20 protein-coding genes are annotated in these 21,727 nt (G+C 65.0%); 7 read left to right on the top strand and 13 right to left on the bottom strand.

Annotated elements, in window-relative coordinates; all coding sequences use genetic code 11:
• Positions 1-27: 27 nt before the first annotated feature.
• The 7 genes from infA to nusB all read right to left on the bottom strand — a co-directional run bounded on the left by infA (position 28) and on the right by nusB (position 8,496).
• Entirely contained in the window at positions 28-276 is a 249-nt protein-coding gene (gene infA, locus FSZ31_RS03185; protein ID WP_147121585.1) for a translation initiation factor IF-1, read from the bottom strand.
• Positions 277-366: 90 nt separating this feature from the next.
• Positions 367-1,230, bottom strand: a complete 864-nt coding sequence (locus FSZ31_RS03180; protein WP_147121584.1) for a cupin-like domain-containing protein — start codon at positions 1,228-1,230, stop codon at positions 367-369.
• A complete protein-coding gene (locus FSZ31_RS03175) occupies positions 1,227-2,444 on the bottom strand; it encodes a GNAT family N-acetyltransferase (protein WP_147121583.1) in 1,218 nt (405 codons plus the stop codon). The genes FSZ31_RS03180 and FSZ31_RS03175 overlap by 4 nt, the downstream gene beginning before the upstream one ends.
• Positions 2,445-2,590: 146 nt before the next feature.
• Positions 2,591-4,642, bottom strand: coding sequence for an alpha/beta hydrolase family protein (locus FSZ31_RS03170; RefSeq protein WP_147121582.1), 2,052 nt, complete (start codon positions 4,640-4,642; stop codon positions 2,591-2,593).
• Between the two features lie 130 nt (positions 4,643-4,772).
• On the bottom strand, positions 4,773-6,902 hold the full coding sequence (locus FSZ31_RS03165) for a sodium-translocating pyrophosphatase (protein ID WP_147121581.1): 2,130 nt from the start codon (positions 6,900-6,902) through the stop codon (positions 4,773-4,775).
• Between the two features lie 193 nt (positions 6,903-7,095).
• Entirely contained in the window at positions 7,096-8,013 is a 918-nt protein-coding gene (gene thiL / locus FSZ31_RS03160; protein WP_147121580.1) for a thiamine-phosphate kinase, read from the bottom strand.
• A 33-nt stretch (positions 8,014-8,046) separates the two neighbouring features.
• The gene (gene nusB / locus FSZ31_RS03155; protein ID WP_147121579.1) at positions 8,047-8,496 is read right to left on the bottom strand and encodes a transcription antitermination factor NusB; all 450 of its coding nucleotides are present in this window, start codon (positions 8,494-8,496) and stop codon (positions 8,047-8,049) included.
• Between the two features lie 80 nt (positions 8,497-8,576).
• On the opposite strand from nusB, the gene FSZ31_RS03150 reads away from it, so the two are divergent.
• Positions 8,577-9,626: a DUF2332 domain-containing protein gene (locus tag FSZ31_RS03150; protein WP_147121578.1), complete on the top strand. Its 1,050-nt coding sequence runs from the start codon at positions 8,577-8,579 to the stop codon at positions 9,624-9,626.
• Here the strand turns inward: FSZ31_RS03150 and FSZ31_RS03145 are convergent.
• Genes FSZ31_RS03145 through FSZ31_RS03130 form a run of 4 tightly spaced genes read right to left on the bottom strand, consistent with a single transcriptional unit; the run spans position 9,623 to position 12,118 of the window.
• On the bottom strand, positions 9,623-10,549 hold the full coding sequence (locus FSZ31_RS03145; protein ID WP_147121577.1) for an alpha/beta fold hydrolase: 927 nt from the start codon (positions 10,547-10,549) through the stop codon (positions 9,623-9,625). The two genes, FSZ31_RS03150 and FSZ31_RS03145, sit on opposite strands and share 4 nt — an antisense overlap.
• Positions 10,546-11,460, bottom strand: coding sequence for a pirin family protein (locus FSZ31_RS03140; RefSeq protein WP_147121576.1), 915 nt, complete (start codon positions 11,458-11,460; stop codon positions 10,546-10,548). The genes FSZ31_RS03145 and FSZ31_RS03140 overlap by 4 nt, the downstream gene beginning before the upstream one ends.
• Positions 11,457-11,831 carry a cupin domain-containing protein gene (locus FSZ31_RS03135; protein WP_147121575.1) on the bottom strand — a complete coding sequence of 125 codons (375 nt, stop codon included), beginning with the start codon at positions 11,829-11,831 and terminating at the stop codon, positions 11,457-11,459. Before FSZ31_RS03135 ends, FSZ31_RS03140 begins: the two co-directional genes overlap by 4 nt.
• The gene (locus tag FSZ31_RS03130) at positions 11,828-12,118 is read right to left on the bottom strand and encodes a BolA family protein (RefSeq protein ID WP_147121574.1); all 291 of its coding nucleotides are present in this window, start codon (positions 12,116-12,118) and stop codon (positions 11,828-11,830) included. Before FSZ31_RS03130 ends, FSZ31_RS03135 begins: the two co-directional genes overlap by 4 nt.
• Before the next feature lie 51 nt (positions 12,119-12,169).
• Here FSZ31_RS03130 and FSZ31_RS03125 point away from each other — a divergent pair, with 51 nt between their 5' ends.
• The 4 genes from FSZ31_RS03125 to FSZ31_RS03110 are packed head-to-tail and all read left to right on the top strand — an operon-like array spanning position 12,170 to position 17,078.
• Positions 12,170-12,787: a J domain-containing protein gene (locus tag FSZ31_RS03125; protein WP_147122524.1), complete on the top strand. Its 618-nt coding sequence runs from the start codon at positions 12,170-12,172 to the stop codon at positions 12,785-12,787.
• Between the two features lie 42 nt (positions 12,788-12,829).
• Entirely contained in the window at positions 12,830-13,837 is a 1,008-nt protein-coding gene (gene cobS / locus FSZ31_RS03120) for a cobaltochelatase subunit CobS (RefSeq protein ID WP_147121573.1), read from the top strand.
• Positions 13,838-13,850: 13 nt separating this feature from the next.
• Positions 13,851-15,665 carry a cobaltochelatase subunit CobT gene (gene cobT, locus FSZ31_RS03115; RefSeq protein ID WP_147121572.1) on the top strand — a complete coding sequence of 605 codons (1,815 nt, stop codon included), beginning with the start codon at positions 13,851-13,853 and terminating at the stop codon, positions 15,663-15,665.
• Positions 15,666-15,704: 39 nt separating this feature from the next.
• Complete coding sequence (locus tag FSZ31_RS03110) at positions 15,705-17,078, top strand: class II 3-deoxy-7-phosphoheptulonate synthase (protein ID WP_147121571.1); 1,374 nt, start codon at positions 15,705-15,707, stop codon at positions 17,076-17,078.
• Positions 17,079-17,088: 10 nt separating this feature from the next.
• Here the strand turns inward: FSZ31_RS03110 and FSZ31_RS03105 are convergent, their stop codons facing one another.
• Together FSZ31_RS03105 and FSZ31_RS03100 are read right to left on the bottom strand one after the other, a co-directional pair.
• Entirely contained in the window at positions 17,089-17,841 is a 753-nt protein-coding gene (locus tag FSZ31_RS03105; protein ID WP_147122523.1) for a DUF1013 domain-containing protein, read from the bottom strand.
• A 153-nt stretch (positions 17,842-17,994) separates the two neighbouring features.
• Positions 17,995-18,993 carry an NAD(P)H-quinone oxidoreductase gene (locus FSZ31_RS03100; RefSeq protein ID WP_147121570.1) on the bottom strand — a complete coding sequence of 333 codons (999 nt, stop codon included), beginning with the start codon at positions 18,991-18,993 and terminating at the stop codon, positions 17,995-17,997.
• A 69-nt stretch (positions 18,994-19,062) separates the two neighbouring features.
• Between FSZ31_RS03100 and FSZ31_RS03095 the strand changes: the two genes are divergently transcribed.
• Complete coding sequence (locus tag FSZ31_RS03095; RefSeq protein WP_147121569.1) at positions 19,063-19,263, top strand: DUF1192 domain-containing protein; 201 nt, start codon at positions 19,063-19,065, stop codon at positions 19,261-19,263.
• A gap of 122 nt (positions 19,264-19,385) precedes the next feature.
• Positions 19,386-21,719 (top strand): ATP-dependent Clp protease ATP-binding subunit ClpA, encoded by a 2,334-nt coding sequence (gene clpA, locus FSZ31_RS03090; RefSeq protein WP_147121568.1) that lies wholly within the window; start codon positions 19,386-19,388, stop codon positions 21,717-21,719.
• Positions 21,720-21,727: the final 8 nt, after the last annotated feature.

The raw sequence follows: 21,727 nt of genomic DNA, 5'->3' as shown, positions 1-21,727 counted from the left end.
GCGCCGTCGGATCAGGCGTTGGGCGAATCAGGCGTTGGGTGTCGGGCCGCCGCGGCCGGGCATGAAGCGATAGGTGATCCGGCCCTTGGTCAGGTCGTACGGCGTCAGCTCGCACAGGACTTCGTCGCCGACCAGCACGCGGATGCGGTTCTTGCGCATCTTGCCCGCGGTGTGGCCGAGGATTTCATGGTCGTTCTCGAGGCGAACACGGAACATCGCGTTGGGAAGCAATTCCACAACGGTTCCACGCATTTCGAGCAGTTCTTCCTTGGCCATCGATCCTCATGGGTTTGCAGTCGCGCGGGGATTGCCGCGATGGCGCGCATAGCGGCATCGGCCGGAAAAGGAAAGCGCCGTCGCGCGTGCCTAATCCGCGACGAGGCGCAATCGGCGGGCGGCGCGCCAGAGATTGGCCTTGATCGCCGAATGGTGCGGCCAGCGCGGCGGCGGTGCGGGGTTGAGGCCGATCCGCCGCAACATCGCATTGGTGCAGCGCGCGTCGGCCTCCTGATAGCTCCATTCCGAACGCCAGGTGATCGACAGCGAGACCGAGGCAGCATCGCCGTTGCGGACGAAATGCGGCGCCATGACGGGAACGTAGACCGCCTCGCCGGGCGCGAGATCGACGCGAGTGCCCCCGTTCGCCATCGCCTCGGCCCAGGCGAGATTGCGCGGGCCACCACGGTGGTAGGTTTCGTGTGCGGTCGGATCGGCAAAGCGTTCGTCGCCCGGCGGGAACACCGTCATCGTCTTGTGGCCCCGCAGCTGCAGCAGGATGTTGTGCTCGGGATCGAAATGGAACGGCGTCATCGACCCCGGCGACGACAGGAAGATGAACCCCTGCGGCGTCAGCATTTCGCCGGTCGTCGCGCTGACGCTCGGCTCGATCTCGCCGAGCAGGTCGAGCAGCAGCGCGCGATATTCGGGCAGCTTCTCGATGAACTTGATCACCATCCACGACCCGTTGGTATCGATCGTGCGGATCGTGTCGCCGATCGACAGGCCGTTGGCGGGGACATCCTCGGCGGCGATCCCGGTCGGCAGGTCGCCGCGATTATATTCGATGTCGCCCGGCGCCACGCGGGCCGCCATGTCGGCAAGCGCGTCGAGCGCCAGCAGGCGATGCTCGCGCAGGCCGTGGGTGAGCTTGATCGAGGTCTCGGGATAGGCGGCGGCGAACGCCGATCGCGCGGCGGAATCGAACACAGCTGTCGGCATTGGCGCGTTCATACAAATTCCTCCGTCGTCCTGTCGTGCAACGCAGGGAGGCCACGCAGGCGCCGCTTCAGCGCCTTGAGCGCGTGGACCGCGTCGAACGCCCAGCGACGCACCCCGCCCGATAGCGATACCGCATACCAGGCAAGCGCGCGGCGCTCGCTCCACAGCGCATCGATCATCGGATGGTCGGGCCGCGCGCAGCTGTCGATCCAGTCGAGGCCCGCGCGGCTGCGCAGATCGAGATTGTAATGCTGGAGCAGCACGCCGGGCGAATAGGCGGCGAGCGTCTCGTCATAGGCGGTCTTGAACGAAAAGCCCGCGCCGTCGGCCATCAACGTCACCAGCATCGCGATCGGCCGTCCGTCGAGCGTCAGGCGGCACATTGCGAGCGATTTTGCTACCTGCGCGCCGCTCAACACCTCGCGAAACAGACGCTCGGTAGCGGCATCCGATGCCATCGCCGAACCTTCGCGGCCCTTCCACCCGGCATTCTCAAGGCCCAGAAAGTCGTCGCACCAGTGCGCCAGGTCGGCATCGTCTTCGAGCCAGTCGAAGCCAAGCACGCCAAGCTCGCCCAGCCGGCGTTCCTGCCGACGCAATTCCTTGCGCTTCTTGCCCGGCAGCGCGGCCTGCCAATAGGCATCGCTCGGCAAGGCGCTGTGCAGCAGGGCGCGGTTTTCCTGCCGCACCAACCGGCAGCGATAGCCCGCTTCATCTGCCGCTGCGACCAGTCCGCGCGCCACCGGACCGTCGCGATCGAACGGACCGAACAGCGCATAATGCTCGCCGCGTCCGGCCAGCATATCGAGCAGCGCGGTCCATCCCGCGCGCTCTTCTCCGCGCGCGATCAGCGCGCCGCTGAGGAACATGTTGGGGTGCGTCCAGTCGGCGACATGCGCCACCGGGATCGGGCCGTAATGCGTTTCGCGCGCCAGCGGGACCAGGCCGATGGCCTCATCGCCGCGCATCAGCGCGACGAGCTCGCCCGCGTTCGACGCCGCGCAATGGGCCAGCGAGGGCGCGAGAAACCAGCGCCGGGCAAAGACATTGGGCTCTGCCGCATGCGCCGACAGGGCATCCCATGTCGCGCCCAATCCCTCGCCAAGCTCGCCGACAGCGACGACGCGAATGCCGCCATCGGTCCGACGCAGCGGCGCAGCCCTGCCCTCGACATAGGCGGGCAATACCGGAATCGCCGAAACAAGCTGGGGAACGAAGCCTTTCATCTCGTCTCGCCATAGCAGCAGGAGCTTAAAAAATCGTGGCAGTCCGCCGAACTGGCAGACACGTCATCCCGTACGAAAAAACCCCGCCCGGCACCGCCGGACGGGATAGATTAACCGGACAGGTGGATAGCTCACATCCACCATTCTCAACGCATGGCGTCATCAATCTTGGCACCAAGTTTATAGTCCGCGTCGGACGGAATGAAGGCAGGGTTGTGCTTATCGAGGAAAGCCTTGCTCGCTTTCAAGAACTCCGTCTGCTGTTCGTCGAGCGGGAAATGGTGCGTGTTGCGAGCCTGTTCGAGGTATTCGAAGTCGATCCCCTCACGCTTGCCCGATTTCTTGAGGTGATTGACCAATTCGCGCGCCTGCTCGACCGGGACTCGCTCGTCACGCTTGCCGTGGACAATCAGAATCGGTGCCCATTTACCATCGGTGTGCAGCGCCGGCGATATTGCGTCTAGCAGACCCGCTTCACCAATGTAGGTTGATCCGTATCTACCCAGATAATCCTTATCGTGCTTGACCATTTCGCGCAGGTCGTACGGCCCGGCGCCCGCTATTGCGCAACGATATTTGTCGGCGTCACGCTGTGCTGCGCGGGCCGACGCATAGCCGCCATAGGACCAACCCAGCATACATACCCGTTTGGGATCAACAATTCCCTGAGCGGCCAGATAGGTGATGGCATCATCAAGGTCATCCTGCATCCGAAGACCCCAATTGCCGTCTGCTGCCGCTTCCCAATCATGGCCATAGCCCGATGAACCGCGGTAATTCGGCTGAATAACGACATAGCCCATCTCTGCGAGCGGCTGCGCCCAGGCTGGATTGTATGCTAAATAATCTCGTGCCCAGGGCCCCCCATGCGGATTAATGATCAGCGGCAACGGCTTGGTTCCGCTACGATGGCGGGGCATGGTCAGGATAGCCTCAATCATCTTTCCGTCACTCGCCTGGTATCGGATTACGCGAGCGGGATTCATCGCCACATTGCCAATTAATGCATTGTTGTAGCCGATCAAATTCACTTTGCCTGTGTCGGTATCAAACAGGTAAAACGCCCCGGGGTTTGCGGCCGAGGAAACCGAATAGAGAATGCGCGTCCGGTCTGAATTGGTCGAAGAAATCGTAACCGATTTTCCGCCATGCAGCTCATTGAGTAGCTTCTGAATCTCGGCCAAATCGGGTTCGAAATATTTGACTTCGCCGCTGGCGTCCTTGGCATAATAAACGGCCGCCAATTCGTCGCCATTCTTGCCGCCCGATACGCCGGTCACATCATAGCCGTCGACGCCGAACACCTTGTCGCCCAGCTCCATCGTTTCGAGATCAAGTTTGTAGACGGCTTCATAGCCTTCATGATTGCTCAGTGCGATCGCCGTCTTGCCGTCCTTCAGAAAGATCTCGGGCGTCGGGATGGTCTTATATTTCTCGCTCTTTTGCTTGATGATCGTCTTATAATTGCTTTCGCCGGGGGCGCGATAAAGCACGCGCAGCTGACCCGAGTCCGAATTGCTGGATACACCCATGCGGACCTGGCCGTGACCATCTGCAGACCATCCCGAAATCACCGGATTGGGCCGTTCGACAGTCTCGAATTTACCGGTTCGCACATTCATGCGGATGACTTCCGGCTTGGTCAGGCGCTCCGTTCCGTAGCGATTTGACCAGCGCGACACGAGAATTTCTTCCGATCCTTTCGGGTCAGTCCACAGGATATTGCCACCGAATACGAAATTGGTATCCCACCCCAATGGCGTAATCTTACGGTCAGGAACGTAGAATCCGGCGAGCGCGCTCGCATCCACCGGTTGGCCAGCATAATCGACCCGCTCGGTAATGGTGAGTACGAGATTGTCGCTGTCGGCCCAGGTCCAGGACGCAATGCGCTTGTCACCGGTCTTGTCGAACGCTCCATCGTTCGCCACCGGAATTGGCTTGGCGCCCTTGCCGGACACGTCAAGGATCGTGAGCCATTCCTCGCCGTCGACATTCATCTTTGCGGCGATACGTTGGCCATCTGGAGAAATGCGCGGAGAATCGAAATCGGGATGAAATTTAAAAGCTTCAAGCGGAGCGATGCCATCAGCCATGACTTTGGGCGTATTGGCCGCTTGCACCGTAAGCGGCGCGAATAATCCAACTGCGAACAATACTCCAACTGCGCAGTCACGCAGTTGATACCGAAAGGTCATGCTTTTTCCCCCAACACTCGATTTAATGGCCAACCTATTGTCAAATGACCATTATATCAAACGAAAACCCCGCCCGATTTGCACCGGACGGGGTTTTTGTATCTGCTTATTGCGCGAGATGCGCGTCGGTTTAGCCGACCGCGTTCTGCGCCAGCGCGGCGAGCAGGAGCAAGGCCACCAGGTTGGTGATCTTGATCATCGGGTTGACCGCCGGGCCCGCCGTATCCTTGTACGGATCGCCGACGGTATCGCCGGTCACCGCGGCCTTGTGGGCTTCGCTGCCCTTGCCGCCGTGATGGCCGTCCTCGATGTACTTCTTGGCGTTATCCCATGCGCCGCCGCCCGAGGTCATCGAGATCGCGACGAACAGGCCCGAGACGATCACGCCGAGCAACAACGCACCGAGCGCCTGGAAGGCATTGGCTTGCCCGGCCACCGCTTCGACGACGAAATAGACGACGATCGGCGCAAGCACCGGCAGCAGCGACGGGATCACCATCTCCTTGATCGCCGCCTTGGTGACGAGATCGACGGTGCGGGCATAATCGGGTTTCGACGTGCCTGCCATGATCCCGGGATTGTCGCGGAACTGGCCACGCACTTCCTCGACCACCGCACCGGCCGCACGGCCGACCGCGGTCATCCCCATTGCACCGAACAGATACGGCATCAGCGCGCCGAGCAGCAGCCCGACGATGACATAGGGATTGCTGAGCGAGAAGGTCAGCGTTTCGGTGATGCCGAGGTCGGGCGAGAAGTATTTCAGATCCTCGGTATAGGCCCCGAACAGCACCAGCGCGGCAAGCCCCGCCGAACCGATCGCATAGCCCTTGGTCACCGCCTTGGTCGTGTTGCCGACCGCGTCGAGCGCATCGGTCTTGGTCCGCACGCTTTCGTCGAGGCCCGCCATTTCGGCGATGCCACCGGCGTTGTCGGTGACCGGACCATAAGCGTCGAGCGCGACGACCATGCCGGCAAGCGCAAGCATCGCGGTCGCGGCAAAGGCGATCCCGATCAACCCGGCGAGCTGGTAGGCGACGACGATGCCGACGCAGATCACCAGTGTCGGCAGCGCGGTCGCTTCAAGCGAGATTGCGAGGCCCTGGATGACGTTGGTGCCGTGGCCCGTCTCGGACGCCTTGGCGATCGAGCGAACCGGGCGGTAGTTGGTGCCGGTGTAATATTCGGTGATCCAGACGATCAGTCCGGTCACGCCGAGGCCGACCATCATCGACCAGAATAGGTCCATGCCGGTAAAGGCGCCTTCGCCGGTCAGGCCGCCGCCGATCGCGGTGTTCATGTCGCCGATGGCATAGCCCGTTGCCCACCAGATCGCCGGGATCGACAGGATCGCGGTGGTCAGGAAGCCCTTGTAGAGCGCGCCCATGATCGACTGCGAACTGCCCAGGCGGACCATGTAGGTGCCGATGATCGAGGTGATGATGCACACGCCGCCGATCAGCAATGGCAGCGCCATCAGCCTGTCGAGCGCGGCGGCATCGAGGCCGGTAACGAGCAGAGCGATCGAGACCATCGTCGCACCGACGGTAACGACATAGGTTTCGAACAGATCGGCCGCCATGCCGGCGCAATCGCCGACATTGTCGCCGACGTTATCGGCAATGACCGCGGGGTTGCGTGGATCATCCTCGGGAATACCCGCCTCGACCTTGCCGACGAGGTCGGCGCCGACGTCGGCGGCCTTGGTGAAGATACCGCCGCCGAGACGCGCGAAGATCGAGATCAGCGAGGCGCCGAAGGCGAGTGCGAGCAGGCCGTCGATGACTTCGCGGCTGTTGCTGGCATCACCCTTGATGCTGGTGAGATACCCGAAGAACAGCGCGATCGCGAGCAGCGCGAGACCCGCGACGAGCATGCCGGTGACGGCGCCCGCGCGAAACGCGACGGTGAGGCCCGATTGCAGCGAGTTGCGCGCCGCCTCGGCGGTGCGCACGTTGGCCTTGACCGAGATGTTCATGCCGAGGAAGCCCGCGGCGCCCGAAAGGACCGAGCCGAGGACGAAGCCTGCGGCCGAAAGCGGTCCGAGGAAGATGCCGACGAGGATCGCGACGACGATGCCGACCATCGCAATGGTGCGGTACTGCCGGCCGAGATAGGCGCGTGCGCCTTCCTGGATCGCGGCGGAAATTTCCTGCATCTTTTCGCTGCCGGCGGAGCTTGCGAGCACCTGTCGGCTGGTAATGAGGCCGTAGAGCACGGCGATGATGCCGCACACTATGGCGATGGTAACGATGGTCATTGGTGTCTTCCTTCCCCTGGGCACAAGGGACGGCACCGGTGATCAGCTCCCCGTCTTGGAACGCGGGTTTCGCTGTCGGCAGCCCCCTGGCCAATAGCTTGATCATCCCCGAACGGGGACGTGGGCTAACTTATGTCGGCAATTGGGAGGGAGGGCAAGCCACTCGGCACGGCACCCCGCGAGTCGCTGGCGATCAGTGCGCGAAGCCGAGCGAATCGGGCAGCGTCAGCGGCGCACCCTGCCAGCTCAGCGTGATCCCCTCGCCCTCGGCCAATGCGCCGATACGCGTGGCAGCGACAATGGGAGTCTGACCGGTGGGCAGCGCGAACAGCAGTTGGTAATCGTCGCCCGCAGTCGCGGCCGCCAGCCTGGCATCACAGTCATTCCCGGCGTGCGCAAGCAGCGCGTCCGACAGCGGCAGCGCGTCGATCGCGATGCGCACGGCCAGCCCCGAAGCGGCCGCCATGCGCGCCGCATCGATCAACACGCCGTCGGAAACATCCATCATCGCGGTAACCTGGGGGGCGAGCGCCTGCCCTTCGGCAAGCATCGGATGCGGACGAAGATAGGCTCTGACCAGTTCGGCGGGTTCGCTAGCGCCGGTGCGACACAGCGCGAGCCCTGCGCCTGCGTCGCCGACCGTCCCGGTAACCCAGAGCGCGTCGCCCGCTTTTGCGCCGCTGCGTGCAGGCGCTCCGCCAGCGGGCGCTGCGCCCACCAGCGTCAGGCCCAGCACGCGCGGAGATCCGGCCACCAGCCGCACCGTATCGCCGCCGATCAGCGGCAGGTCATGGCGCGCGAGGGCTTCGCCCAGGGCTGCGGCAAATGCCATGTCCCACGCGCTCTCGCCCAGCGTGTAGCCGAGCAGCGCGGCAAGCGGTCGCGCGCCCTTGGCGGCAAGATCGGACAGGTTGACCGCAACCAGCTTCGCCGCGACGTCGTCGGGCGCGGTGTCGGGGAGGTAATGGACAGCCTCGGCGAGGATATCGTGCGTCACGACGATCTCGCCCGCGGGCAGCGACAGCACCGCGGCATCGTCGGCCAGCCCGCGCGCGGCAGGATGCGTCGCGAATGTCCTGAGCCGGTCGATAAAGCTGAATTCGCCGGTCATTTCGCCTCCATAGAGCGGTACGGCAAGACAGCCTTAGCCACGCACATCCTTGGCAATCGCGTCGAGCAGGCCGTTGACGAAGCCGCTTTCGCGCTTGTCGTAGAATGCCTTGGCGACCTCGACATATTCGCTGATCACCGTCGCGCGCGGAACGTCGGGTCGCGCAATCAGCTCGTACGCGCCGGCGCGCAGGATCGCCTTCATCGGCTTGTCGAGGCGCGCCAGGCTCCAGCCCTTGGCGAGCTTGGCGGTGATCGCCGCGTCGATGTCATCGGCGCGCGCGACCGCGCCGGCGACGACATCGTCGAAGAAATCGGGATCGGCCTCGGCATATTGGTCGTCCTCGATCAACGCGCCGAGGCGATGGGCGTGGAACTCGTGGAGCAGCGGGGCAAGCTCGCCGCCCTCCATTTCACGCTGGTAGAGCGCCTGGGCGGCGGCGAGACGCGCGGCACTGCGCGGATTGGGTTTGGATGCGGACATGCGCCGCTCTCTAGATTGCGTTGCGTCCGAAAGCAAAGCTGCACTTTACGCCATGTGCCCGGCTTGGCATGAGCGCGGCCATGACCAGCCCCGACGATGTCCGCGCCGCCTTCGCCAACCAGGTCGCTTATTGCGAGGCGAACGGCGCCCCGATCACCGGTGCGATCGTCGCCGGCATCGCCGCCGCGATCGACGACGACAGCGTGTTCGGCCAGCGCGTTCTCGGCTGGCAGGGCGCTCCGCTCGCCGACGCGCTGCCGCTACGCTGTGCTGCGGGCTTTCATGCGCTCCACCTCGCCGGCAAGGCGCCCGAGCTCGATCAGGCCTATGCCGGCGTCGCGCGCGATCTTGCCGTCCGCAAGGCCATCGCGACGATCATCGCCGAACGCGGCTATGCGCTGCTGCCATGGCTCGACAGCCCGCCGCAGACCAACGAGGCGGGGCGATCGGCGGGGTTCATCGCCGCACTGCTTTGGCTCGCCGAACAAGGCCTGCCAGCGCGGTTCGCGCTGCACGAGATCGGGTCGAGCGCGGGCATCAACCTGATGCTCGATCGCTATCGCTACGATCTTGGCGGCGTGATCGTCGGGCCCGCCGACGCCGCCATGCAGTTTGCGCCCGACTGGCGCGGATCGCCGCCGCCCGATCAGCACATCGCAATTCTCGGCGCAAAGGGCTGCGATGCCGCTCCGGTCGATCTGACCGATCCGGCGCAGGCCGATCGGTTGCGCGCCTATATCTGGCCCGAGCACAAGGAGCGCTTTGCCCGGTTCGAGGCCGCGATCGTCGAGGCGCAGCGCGCCGCGCTCGATCTCGTGCGCGCCGACGCCGCCGATTTCGTCGAAGCCATGCTCGCCGCGCCGCAGCAGGCGGGTACGACGCGCGTCCTGATGCACTCGATCGTCTGGCAATATGTTCCCGAGGCGAGCCGCGAGCGGGTCAAGGTGGCGATGGCGGCGGCGGGCGCACGCGCGACACCCGACGCCCCGCTGGCGTGGATCATGCTCGAGGCCAATCGCACCAACTTTCGCCACGAGTTGCGCGTCCAACACTGGCCCGCCGTGCCCGACTGGACCCAGCTCGCCACCGCGCATGCGCACGGCGCGTGGATCGAATGGGATGCAGGCTAGGCGGTTTTCGCCAACCAGTCGGACATCGCCGCATTGACTGCCCCGGGCGCCTCCCACGGGACGAAATGCCCGCAATCGGGGACCTTCACCAGCGTCAGGTCCGCGACATAGTCGTCGAGGCCCTCGATCAGGCAGGGGCGCAGCGCAAGATCGCCGGTTGCCCAGATGACGAGCGTGGGCACCGCGATCGTGGGAAACGGCGCGTCGAGCAGCGCCGGTCGCTCAGCCTCTTCGCCCATTGCCGGAACGACAAGCTGCGTCGCGCGGTACCAGTTGAGCATGCCCATCGCCGCGCCGGGCTCCTGCCAGTTGCGCAACATCAGCGCGCTCTCTTCCCCGGTCAGCGCGGTGCTGCGCTCCCACCGCACCGCCTTCATCAGCATCCCGATAATGCCTTGCTCGGCGATCAGTGCGTCGTTGGCAGGATCGCGGAAATCGCGGATATATTGCGAGGCGGCGCGCTGGCCCTCGTCGTCGAACACCGCCTGCTGGAATTTATAGGGATGCGGCGCATTCAGGATGACGAGCCGCTCGACGCGGCCATTGCCGCCCGCCTCTTTCGGCCCGCCCATCAGCGCGACCAGCCAGGCGATCGCCCCGCCCCAGTCATGTCCGATGACGGTGAAGCGATCGACGCCGAGCGCATCGGCGATCGCGAAAACGTCGGCGGCGATCTTGTCGGGCGTGTAATTCTCGACGCCTTCGGGCTTGGACGACTGGCAATAGCCGCGCTGGTCGGGCGCGATGACGCGATAGTCTTTCGCGTACACGCCGATCTGCTCACGCCACGTCCGGTGCGATTCGGGAAAGCCGTGGAGGAAGATCAGCGCGGGCGCATCCTTGGGGCCCGTATCGACGATATCGAGCTCGACCCCGGTGGCGAGGGCAACGCGTTGAAGCGCGAATTCGGCAATGTCGGTCATGGATAGCTCACCGTCTTTGGGGCGCCCTCGGGGAGCGGAATATATTCTTCCGAATCGCCCGGAACGATCGCAAAGCGGCCCGCGCGCCAGTCGTCCTTCGCCTGTTCGATCCGCTCGCGCGACGACGAGACGAAATTCCACCAGACATGGCGCGGGGTTTTGAAATCCTCGCCGCCGAGCAGCATCACGCGCGCATCGCTCGACGCCTTGAGCGTCATCGCCTGACCCGGCGCGAGGACGTAGAGCGCGTGGCGTTCGAGCGCCGCGCCGTCGAGACTGGCATCGCCCAGCGCGACGACGATCGCACGTTCGTCTGCGTCCGGTTCGATCGCAACCGACGCTCCGGCATCGAGCAGGATGTCGGCATAGATCGTCGCGCCGTGCTGCGTCGTGGGTGCGGTCTTTCCCCACAGGCTGCCCATGATGACGCGGGCGCGGACACCCTCGCCTTCGACGATCGGCAGGTCTTCGGCCGAGACGTTCTGGAAGGCGGGCGCGATCTCCTCGCGGCCGTCGGGCAAGGCGAGCCAGGTCTGCATGCCCGAGATCCGGCCCATCGCGCTGCCGTCCTCGCGGCGGCGTTCGGCGGCTGGGGAGCGTTCGGAATGGACGATTCCGCTGCCCGCGGTCATCAGGTTCACCGCGCCGGGACGGATCGTCGCGACGGTGCCCAGGCTGTCGCGATGGTCGATCGCGCCTTCGAACAGATAGGTCACCGTCGACAGGTTGATATGCGGATGCGGACGGACGTCCATACCGCCGCCGAGGTCGAACTGCGCCGGGCCGAACTGGTCGACGAAGATAAACGGCCCGACCATCGTCCGCGGCCGGCTCGGCAAGGTCCGCCGGACCTTGAAATCGCCCAGGTCATGGGTCGTCGGTGTAATCGTCTGGATGATCGAATCGCTCATAGCCGCTGCAACTCCTTCCGCGTCCTGTCGGTAATCGTATCGCCCGTGTTGAGCGTCGCGGCGGGCTCGATCAGCATCACCGCGCATTCGCCGTCGAGCGCTTCGGGACAGTGCTGGGTGCCGTGGGGGATCGTGATGAACTCGCCCGGCCCGACATCGACCGCGCCGCTGCGCAGGTGCATCCGCATGGTCCCGGAAATGACGAGGAACAGCTCGTCTTCTTCGGCATGGCTGTGCCAGTCGAAGCGGCCAGCGAACTTGACCAATTTGACCTGCGTGCCGTTGACTTCGGCGGCGATGCGCGGGTTCCAGTGGTCGTCGATGCCGGCCAGCGCCGCGGCGATATTCACCTTGGCCGGTGCGGCGCTCACTCGCCCGGCGCCCGCGCCTTGATCGCCATCGCGTGGACGCGCTGTCCGGGCAGGTCGCCGAGTGCGGCATTGACCATCCGCTGCCGATCGAGCCGCGATGTGTTCACGAACGCGTCGCTGACGATTTCAATCGAGAAATGCGATTCGCCCGATCCGTCGTCGCCGCTATGGCCGTGGTGCCTGGCGCTGTCGTTGGTGACGACGAGGGTTTGGGGGGCGAAGGCGTCGGCCAGCAACGCCTCGATCTCTGCGGCGATCGAGCCGCGGGTGGTTTCGCTATCGGTCATAGCGCCTATATAGGATCGCCTACCCCGATAACGCCAGCGCCGAGCCTTACCCTGTCCCGTTCTTCCTCTTCCGATTCCGCCAGCCGCCGCCCCAATCGCTTCCATGGACGCGTCGGCGACGGGACGCGACCGTGCCAGGTCCCGGGCTGCGACGAGCCCGGCGAGTTCCGCGCGCCGGGCCGCGTCGGCGGCGGCAGCGAGAGCGGCGCCGATCGCTGGCGCTGGCTGTGCCTCGACCATGTTCGCGCGTTCAATGCGGGTTTCAACTATTTCGCGGGCATGACGATTGAAGAGATTTCGGCCGCGCAAACCCCTTATGGCGGCTGGGAGCGCGAGACGCATGCCTTTGCCGGCAAGGGCGCCGATCCCGTCCCGCGCTGGGCCAATTTTGCCGACCCGCTCGACGCCATAGGCGCGGGCATTCGCGGCGGGGTCAAGGACCGCGCGAGCGTTTACGACCGCGCCCGGCGCAGCGCCGTCGAAACGCCGCGCGACCGCGCGCTGAAGACGCTCGACCTTCCCGCCGATGCCGACCGTCCGACGATCCGCCGCCGCTATGCCGCGTTGCTGCGCAAGTTCCATCCCGACCAGAATGGCGGCGATCGCCGCCACGAAAAGGCTTTGCAGGCGGTCGTCGCCGCCTATACCGAGCTCAAGACCGCGCGTTGAGACGCAACGCACCCCTCGCACCCGCTTTCGAAAGACGCTGCCATGACCGACCTGCCCAACGTCCAGCCCGACAGCCGCGAAGGCACGGTGATGGATGCGCCCGACAAGATGGTGAAGGTCCGCGACCTGTTCGGCATCGACAGCGACATGGAAGTGCCCGCGTTCAGCGAGGCCGACGAGCGCGTCCCCGATTTCGACCCCGCCTATGTCTTCGACCCCGACACCACGCTCGCGATCGCGGCGGGCTTTGCCTATAATCGCCGCGTCATGGTCTCGGGCTATCACGGCACCGGCAAGTCGACGCACATCGAACAGGTCGCCGCGCGCCTCAACTGGCCGTGCATCCGCATCAACCTCGATTCGCACATCAGCCGCATCGACCTGGTCGGCCGCGATGCGATCGTCGTGCGCGATGGCCAGCAGATCACCGAGTTCCGCGAAGGCCTGCTCCCCTGGGCGCTGCAGCATCCCACCGCCTTGGTGTTCGACGAATATGACGCGGGTCGCCCCGACGTGATGTTCGTCATCCAGCGCGTGCTCGAAGTCGAGGGCAAGCTGACGCTGCTCGACCAGAACCGCGTGATCCGCCCCAACCCCTATTTCCGCCTGTTCGCCACCGCCAATACCGTCGGCCTCGGTGACACCAGCGGGCTGTATCACGGCACGCAGCAGATCAACCAGGGCCAGATGGACCGCTGGAACATCGTCGTGACGCTCAATTACCTGCCCGCCGAGACCGAGGCGAAGATCGTCCTCGCCAAGTCGGGCCAGTATGATTCCGAGGACGGGCGCAAGACCGTCGAGGACATGATCAAGGTCGCCGAGCTGACCCGCGCCGGTTTCATGGCGGGCGACATCTCGACCGTGATGAGCCCGCGCACGGTGATGAGCTGGGCGCAGAACGCGACGATCTTCGGCAGCGTCGGCTTCGCTTTCCGGTTGAGCTTCCTCAACAAGTGCGACGAGGCCGAACGCATGCTCGTCGCCGAATATTACCAGCGCGTGTTCGGCGAGGACCTGCCCGAAAGCGTCGTTGGCCGCACGAAGTGACCGCGCTCACGCCGTGACCGAACGCACGCCTCTCGACGATCTCAAATCTGCGCTGACCGGCGCCGCGCGCGCGATCGCCCATCAAGGCGAGATCGATCTGGCCTATAGTTCCGATGCGCCGTCGCAATCGGGGCTGCACCTCAAGGTGCCGATGCCCGCGCGCGACCTGCCCGCCGACCAGGTCGCCGAGGCGCGCGGCCAGGTCGATGCGATGGCGCTGCGCCTGCGTCACCACGATGCCGCCGTCCACAGCGCCCACCGCCCCACCGACCCCGTTTCGGCGGCGTGTTTCGACGCGATGGAACGCGCGCGGGTCGAGGCGCTCGGTGCACGTCGCTATACCGGGATGCGCGGCAACCTGGCCAGGGCGCTCGACGCGCGCATCCGCACCGATCCGATCGCCCGCGCCACGAGCCGAGAAAATGTCCCGTTGTCGACCGCGCTCGAGCTGATGCTGCGCACCCGGCTGACCGGCGAACCGATCCCGCCCGCCGCGCTCGAGGGCGTGCTGATGGTCGCCGACCGGATCGAAAAGGGCGCCGGTCCCGCGCTCGACACGCTCGGCCTCGCGCTCGACGATCAGGCGCATTTCGCCGAATTCGCCCGCGCCGCGCTGCGCCAGCTCGACCTGACGCTCGGCGACGAGGACGCCGACGAGGCGGGCGACGAGGACAATGACGATACCGACGACGAACAGCCCGACGCCGGCGACGAAGACGCCAGCGAGGACGAAGGCCAGGGCGCGTCCGAGCAGCGCCCCGAAATGGACGGCGACCAGTCCGACGAAGGCGAGGACCAGTCGAGCCAGGAGCTTGGCGACGACGATGACGGCGATATCGGCGAATCGGGCGACGATGCGATGCTGCCCGTGCGCCCCAACCGCCCGACCGGCGACGTGCCCGATTTCGACTATCGCATCTGGACCGACGCCTATGACGAGGTCGTCGAGGCGCGCGACCTGTGCGACGCCGACGAGCTCGAACGGCTGCGCACCTATCTCGACCAGCAGCTGACCAACCTGTCGGGCGCGGTAACGCGGCTCGCCAACCGGCTCCAGCGCCGCCTGATGGCGCAGCAATCGCGCGCCTGGGATTTCGACCAGGAGGAAGGCCTGCTCGACGCCGCGCGCCTTGCCCGCGTTATCGTGTCGCCCGGCCAGTCGCTCAGCTACAAGATCGAGCGCGACACCGAGTTTCGCGATACCGTCGTGACGCTGCTGATCGACAATTCGGGCTCGATGCGCGGGCGCCCCATAGCGATTGCCGCGATCAGCGCCGACATCATGGCGCGCACGCTCGAACGCTGCGGCGTCAAGACCGAGATATTGGGCTTCACGACGCGCACCTGGAAGGGCGGGCAGAGCCGCGAAAGCTGGCTCGCTGCCGATCGCCCGCCACATCCCGGCCGCCTCAACGACCTGCGCCATATCATCTACAAGCGCGCCGACGAGCCGTGGCGCCGCGCCAAGACCTCGCTCGGCCTGATGATGCGCGAAGGCCTGCTCAAGGAAAACATCGACGGCGAGGCGCTCGCCTGGGCGCACGACCGGTTGATCCACCGGCCCGAGGATCGCCGCATATTGATGGTCATTTCAGACGGCGCGCCGGTCGACGATTCGACGCTCAGCGTCAACAACGGCGCCTATCTCGACCAGCATTTGCGCAACGTCATCGAGTGGATCGAAAAGAAGTCGCCGGTCGAGCTGATCGCGATCGGCATCGGCCACGACGTCACGCGCTATTACCGCCGCGCGGTCACGATCATGGATGCCGAACAGCTCGGCGGCGCGATGGTCGAACAGCTCGCCGGGCTGTTCGAAACCGAGTGAGGCTGGCGCTAGCGCGCGCCCGTCCCTATTATCAGGCGCATGACCCGACGATGGACCCCCGATAGCTGGCAGGCATGCGAAGCGCGGCAATTGCCCGATTACGACGACAAGGCGGCGCTTGCCGCGGTCACGCAACAGCTGTCGACGCAGCCACCGCTCGTCTTCGCCGGCGAGGCGCGCGAGCTCAAACGCTCGCTCGGCGAGGCGGGCGCGGGCCGTGCCTTCCTGCTCCAGGCGGGCGATTGCGCCGAAACCTTCGTCAATTTCCACCCCGATGCGATCCGCGACACCTTTCGCGTCATCCTCCAGATGGCGGCAGTGCTGACCTATGCGTCGAAGCTGCCGATCGTGAAGATGGGGCGAATGGCGGGACAGTTCGCCAAGCCGCGGTCCGCCCCCAGCGAAACGCACGGCGACGTGACGCTTCCCGCCTGGCGCGGCGACAGCATCAATGACATCGCCTTTACCGCGGAGGCCCGGCACGCCGATCCGGCGCGGATGCTGCGCGCGCATTCGCAATCGGCCGCGACGCTCAACCATCTGCGCGCGATGAGCTCGGGCGGCTACGCCAATCTGCGCGAAGTGCAGAGCTGGACGCACGCCTTCATGAACCAGAGCCCGTGGGCCGACCGCTATCGCGCGCTCGCCGACCGGATCGGCGACGCGCTCGATTTCATGGAAGCGTGCGGCATCGATCCGCGGACCCAGCCGAGCTTGCAAACCGTGCGGTTCTTCACCGGCCACGAAGCCCTGCTGTTGCCCTATGAGCAGGCGATGGCGCGCGCTGATCCGGCGACGGGCGAATATTTCGGCACATCGGCGCACTTTCTCTGGGTCGGCGACCGGACGCGCTTCGAAGGCTCGGCGCATATCGAGTTCCTGCGCGGCATCGCCAATCCGATCGGGATCAAATGCGGTCCGTCGCTCGCTCCCGATACGCTTGTCGCGCTGCTCGACACGCTCAATCCGAAGCGCGAGGCGGGCCGGATCACGCTGATCACGCGGATGGGCAGCGACCTGATCGGCCGTCACCTGCCGCCGCTGATCGCCGCGGTCGCGCGCGAGGGGCATGAAGTCACCTGGTGCAGCGATCCGATGCACGCCAATGTCGTGCGCACCGCGAGCGGATTGAAGACGCGCCCGTTCGACCGCATCCTGACCGAAGTGAAGGACTATTTCGCGATTCACCGCGCAGAGGGCAGCTTCCCCGGCGGGGTCCATGTCGAAATGACCGGGCTCGACGTGACCGAATGCACCGGTGGCGCGGTAGCGATCACTGCCGACGGTCTATCCGACCGCTATCACACGCATTGCGATCCGCGACTCAACGCGGCGCAGAGCCTCGAGCTCGCCTTTCTCGTCGGCGAGATGCTCGGACAGGACATGCGCAGCCGGGCGAGCGAAGCCGCCTAGGCCGTCACGCTCAGTCCTTCTTGAACGGATCCTCGACGCCGACGGGAAGTGAAGGCGCACGGCGCGCCTCTTCCTCGTTCTGCTTGCGCAGCGCGTCCTGGAGAACGTCGAGCTCGGCCGGGACTTCGCCGTTGGCAGCGGCCTCTTCGGCAGCCAGCGCCCGTTCGGCGGCCAGCTTGTTGGCGGTGCGCTCGGCGCGCAACTCATCAAGCAAGGCAGCCTTGTCGCCGTCGAAACGCGTATCCGACTGGTTCTCGATGCCCGCCTTCTTCGCCGCCTTGGCGACGATCGCGTCGAGCTCGCGCTGCGTGCACAGGCCGAGCGTGACGGGGTCCTTGGGGACGATGTTGGCGATGTTCCAATGTTCGCGATCGCGGATCGCGTTGATCGTGTTGCGCGTCGTGCCGATCAGCTTGCCGATCGCGCCGTCCGAAATCTCGGGATGGTTCTTGATCAGCCAGGCAATGCCGTCGGGCTTGTCCTGGCGCTTCGACACCGGCGTATAGCGCGGACCCTTGGTCCGGCGGACCTGATCGGGACCCTTCGACATGACGAGGCTGTACTCGGGATCGGCCTGACCCTTTTCGATTTCCTCGTTGGTCAGCTCGTGCGCGTGAACCGGATCGCGTCCGGTATATTTGGTGCCGGCGGTCTCGTCGGCGATCGCCTGGACTTCGAGGATGTGGATGCCGCAGAATTCGGCGACCTGTTCGAAGGTCAGCGAAGTGTGGTCGACCAGCCAGCTGGCGGTCGCGTGCGGCATCAACGGGGTGGGTTTATCCTGTGCCATGACGGCATCTCCATAAATAAAGGGCCGCCCCAGACGGAGCGGCCGTAAACATGGCGCTCCTTTAGCCCGAGCCGCGCATTTCGGCAAGGGGTACGCATGCGACCGCAGCGACCGAACGGGGCGCGTCTAGATCACCAGAACGATCTTGCCGACATGGTCGCCCGCCTCCATCCGGCTGTGCGCCGCGTTCGCTTTGGAAAGCGGGAAGCTGCGATCGATCACCGGGCGCACCTTGCCCGCCGCGACGAGCGGCCAGACATGCTCACGGATGTCGCTCGCCAGCGCCGCCTTGAAGTCCGCACCGCGCGGGCGCAGCGTCGATCCGGTCAGCGTCAGGCGGCGGCGCATGATGTCGACGATGCCGATCTCGGCGGTCATCCCGCGCTGGAATGCGATCGACACATGCCGTCCGTCCTCGGCAAGACAGGCAAGGTTGCGTGGCACATAATCGCCGCCGATCATGTCGAGCACGACGGCAACACCCTGCCCCTCGGTCGCCTCGGTCACCGCCTCGACAAAATCCTCGGTCTTGTAGTTGATCGCGTGATCGGCCCCCGCCTCAAGCGCCGCCGCGCATTTTTCCGCGCTGCCGCACGTCACGATGATCGCGATGTCCATCGCGTTACACAGGGCGATTGCCATCGTGCCGATGCCACTGGTGCCGCCGTGGACAAGGACGGTGTCGCCCGCCTTGGCCCCGCCGCGCTGGAACAGGTTCGACCAGACGGTGAACAACGTTTCGGGCAGCGCCGCGGCCTCGATCATCGACAGGCCGTCGGGAACCACCAGGCACTGCGCCGCCGGGACGAGGCAATATTCGGCATAGCCGCCGCCCGCGACAAGGCCGCAGACGCGCGCACCCGCCATCGACGCATCGACCCCTTCGCCGAGCGCGACGACCTCTCCGGCGATTTCGAGCCCCGGGATCGGCGACGCTCCGGCTGGCGGCGGATACATGCCGCGGCGTTGCAGCACATCAGGGCGATTGACCCCCGAAGCGGCGACGCGAACCAGCACCTCGCCCGCGCCCGGCGTTGGCACCGGCAGCGTTTCGGGCACCAGGACATCGGGATCACCTGCCTCGCGGATCGCGATAACGGTCATCGTTTCGGCTGTGCTGGTCATGGCGATACCTCTTGGCGGGATGGGCGGCGATATTGACAGCAAGCCGCACGCGGTCAACACTCCCCAACGATGAATATCGACGAAGACCTGCCGCGCCGCCGCGCCGACGCCCTCGACGCGCTGCTCCGCGAGGATCTCGACCTGCTCTCGGTGGCCGAACTCGACGCGCGCATCGCCGCGCTCAAACAGGAAATCGTCAGGGCCGAAGCCAAGCTGTCGTTCGCGCGCGATCACATGGCAAGCGCCGACGCGCTGTTCCGAAAGTCCTGAGCGATGGACCGAGCGCCCTTGCATGTTTCGCGGCGCTTCCCCAAATTGTTAACAGCGGGCGGGACATGCCGTTGCACATCCCGAGCAGCGTTTGCGATCCCATCGCCCGACCGGAGTGATTGATGGCCATTTTCGCCGAAAGCCTTGAAAAAACCCTGCATCAGGCGCTGAAAAACGCGTCCGATCGCCATCACGAATATGCCACGCTCGAGCATCTGCTGCTCGCGCTGACCGGCGACGAGCATGCTTCCGAAGTGATGCGCGCGTGCGGCGTCGCGCTCGGCGAGCTCAAGGACACGGTCGAACATTATCTCGATACCGAGCTTGAATCGCTCAAGATCGAAGGCGAACCCGATCCCTCGCCGACGACGGGATTCCAGCGCGTCATCCAGCGCGCGATCCTCCACGTTCAGTCATCGGGCAAGGACGAAGTGACCGGCGGCAACGTCCTCGTCGCGCTGTTTTCCGAACGCGAGAGCTATGCCGTCTATTTCCTCCAGCAGCAGGACATGAGCCGGCTCGACGCGGTCAGTTTCATCAGCCACGGCGTCGGCAAGGGCGGATCGCCCTCGGCAGCCGAGACGAGCGAGAGCGACGAGGGCAAGGAAAGCAAAAGCGAAACCAAGTCGAAGAAGGAATCGGCGCTCGACCAGTTCACCGTCAACCTCAACGAAAAGGCCAAGGAGGGCCGCGTCGATCCGCTGATCGGGCGCTCGGCCGAGGTCGATCGAACGATCCAGATCCTCTGCCGCCGTTCGAAGAACAACCCGCTCTATGTCGGCGATCCCGGTGTCGGCAAGACCGCGATCGCGGAAGGCCTGGCACGCAAGATCATCGAGGGCGCAGTTCCCGAAGTCCTCACCGAAGCGGTGATCTATTCGCTCGACATGGGTGCGCTGCTGGCGGGCACGCGCTATCGCGGCGATTTCGAGGAGCGTCTCAAGGCGGTCGTGACCGAGCTTGAAAAAATGCCGCACGCGATCCTGTTCATCGATGAGATCCACACCGTGATCGGCGCAGGCGCGACCTCGGGCGGCGCGATGGATGCTTCGAACCTGCTCAAGCCCGCGCTTTCGGGTGGCGTCATCCGCTGCATCGGTTCGACCACCTACAAGGAATTCCGCAACCATTTCGAAAAGGACCGCGCGCTGCTGCGCCGCTTCCAGAAGATCGACATCAACGAACCGACGATCGACGACACGATCAAGATTCTGACCGGTCTGCGCAGCGCATTCGAGGGCCATCATTCGGTCAAGTACACGCCCGACGCGATCAAGGCGGCGGTCGAGCTTAGCGCACGCTACATCAACGACCGCAAATTGCCCGACAAGGCGATCGACGTGATCGACGAGGTCGGCGCGATGCAGATGCTCGTCGCCCCGTCGAAGCGGCGCAAGACGATCACGCCGAAGGAAATCGAGATGGTCATCTCGACGATGGCGCGCATCCCGCCCAAGACGGTGTCGTCCGACGACAAGTCGGTGCTCCAGCATCTCGAGACCGACTTGAAGCGCGTCGTATTCGGCCAGGATGCGGCGATCGACCGGCTTGCCTCGGCGATCAAGCTCAGCCGTGCAGGCCTGCGTGATCCCGACAAGCCGATCGGCAACTATCTGTTCACCGGCCCGACCGGCGTCGGCAAGACCGAGGTCGCACGCCAGCTGTCGGCGGTGCTCGGCATCCCGCTGCAGCGCTTCGACATGTCCGAATATATGGAACGCCATTCGGTCAGCCGGCTGATTGGCGCGCCTCCGGGCTATGTCGGTTACGATCAGGGCGGCCTGCTGACCGACGCGGTCGACCAGCAGCCACATTCGGTCCTGCTGCTCGACGAGATCGAAAAGGCGCATCCCGACCTGTTCAACATTCTGTTGCAGGTGATGGACAACGGCAAGCTGACCGATCACCACGGCAAGACCGTCGATTTCCGCAATGTCATCCTGATCATGACGACCAATGCCGGCGCCAGCGACATGGCGCGCGAAAGCATCGGTTTCGGCGACATGTCGCGCGACGACGTCCAGGAAGAGGCGGTGAAGAAGATGTTCACCCCCGAATTCCGCAACCGGCTCGATGCGATCGTACCGTTCGGCTATCTGCCGCCCGAAGTCGTCGCCCGCGTGGTCGACAAGTTCATCCTCCAGCTCGAGCTCCAGCTCGCCGATCGCGATGTCCACATCAAGCTCGACGACGATGCCCGCGAATGGCTGACCGCCAAGGGCTATGACAAGCTCTACGGCGCGCGCCCGATGGGCCGGCTGATCCAAGAAAAGATCAAGCAGCCGCTCGCCGAGGAATTGTTGTTCGGCAAGCTGGTCAATGGCGGCGAGGTCCATGTTCGCATGAAGGACGGCCAGCCGACCTTCGAAATCTCGCCCGCACCGCCCAAGCGCAAGAAGGCTGCGGCAAAAAAGCCCAAAAAGCCTTCGGCAAAACAGACCAGCACGACCGAATAGGCGCCACC

The sequence above is a fragment of the Flavisphingopyxis soli genome, assembly GCF_007995095.1.
Taxonomy (GTDB): Bacteria; Pseudomonadota; Alphaproteobacteria; order Sphingomonadales; family Sphingomonadaceae; genus Flavisphingopyxis; species Flavisphingopyxis soli.
This window is presented reverse-complemented; position numbering and strand designations above follow the sequence as displayed.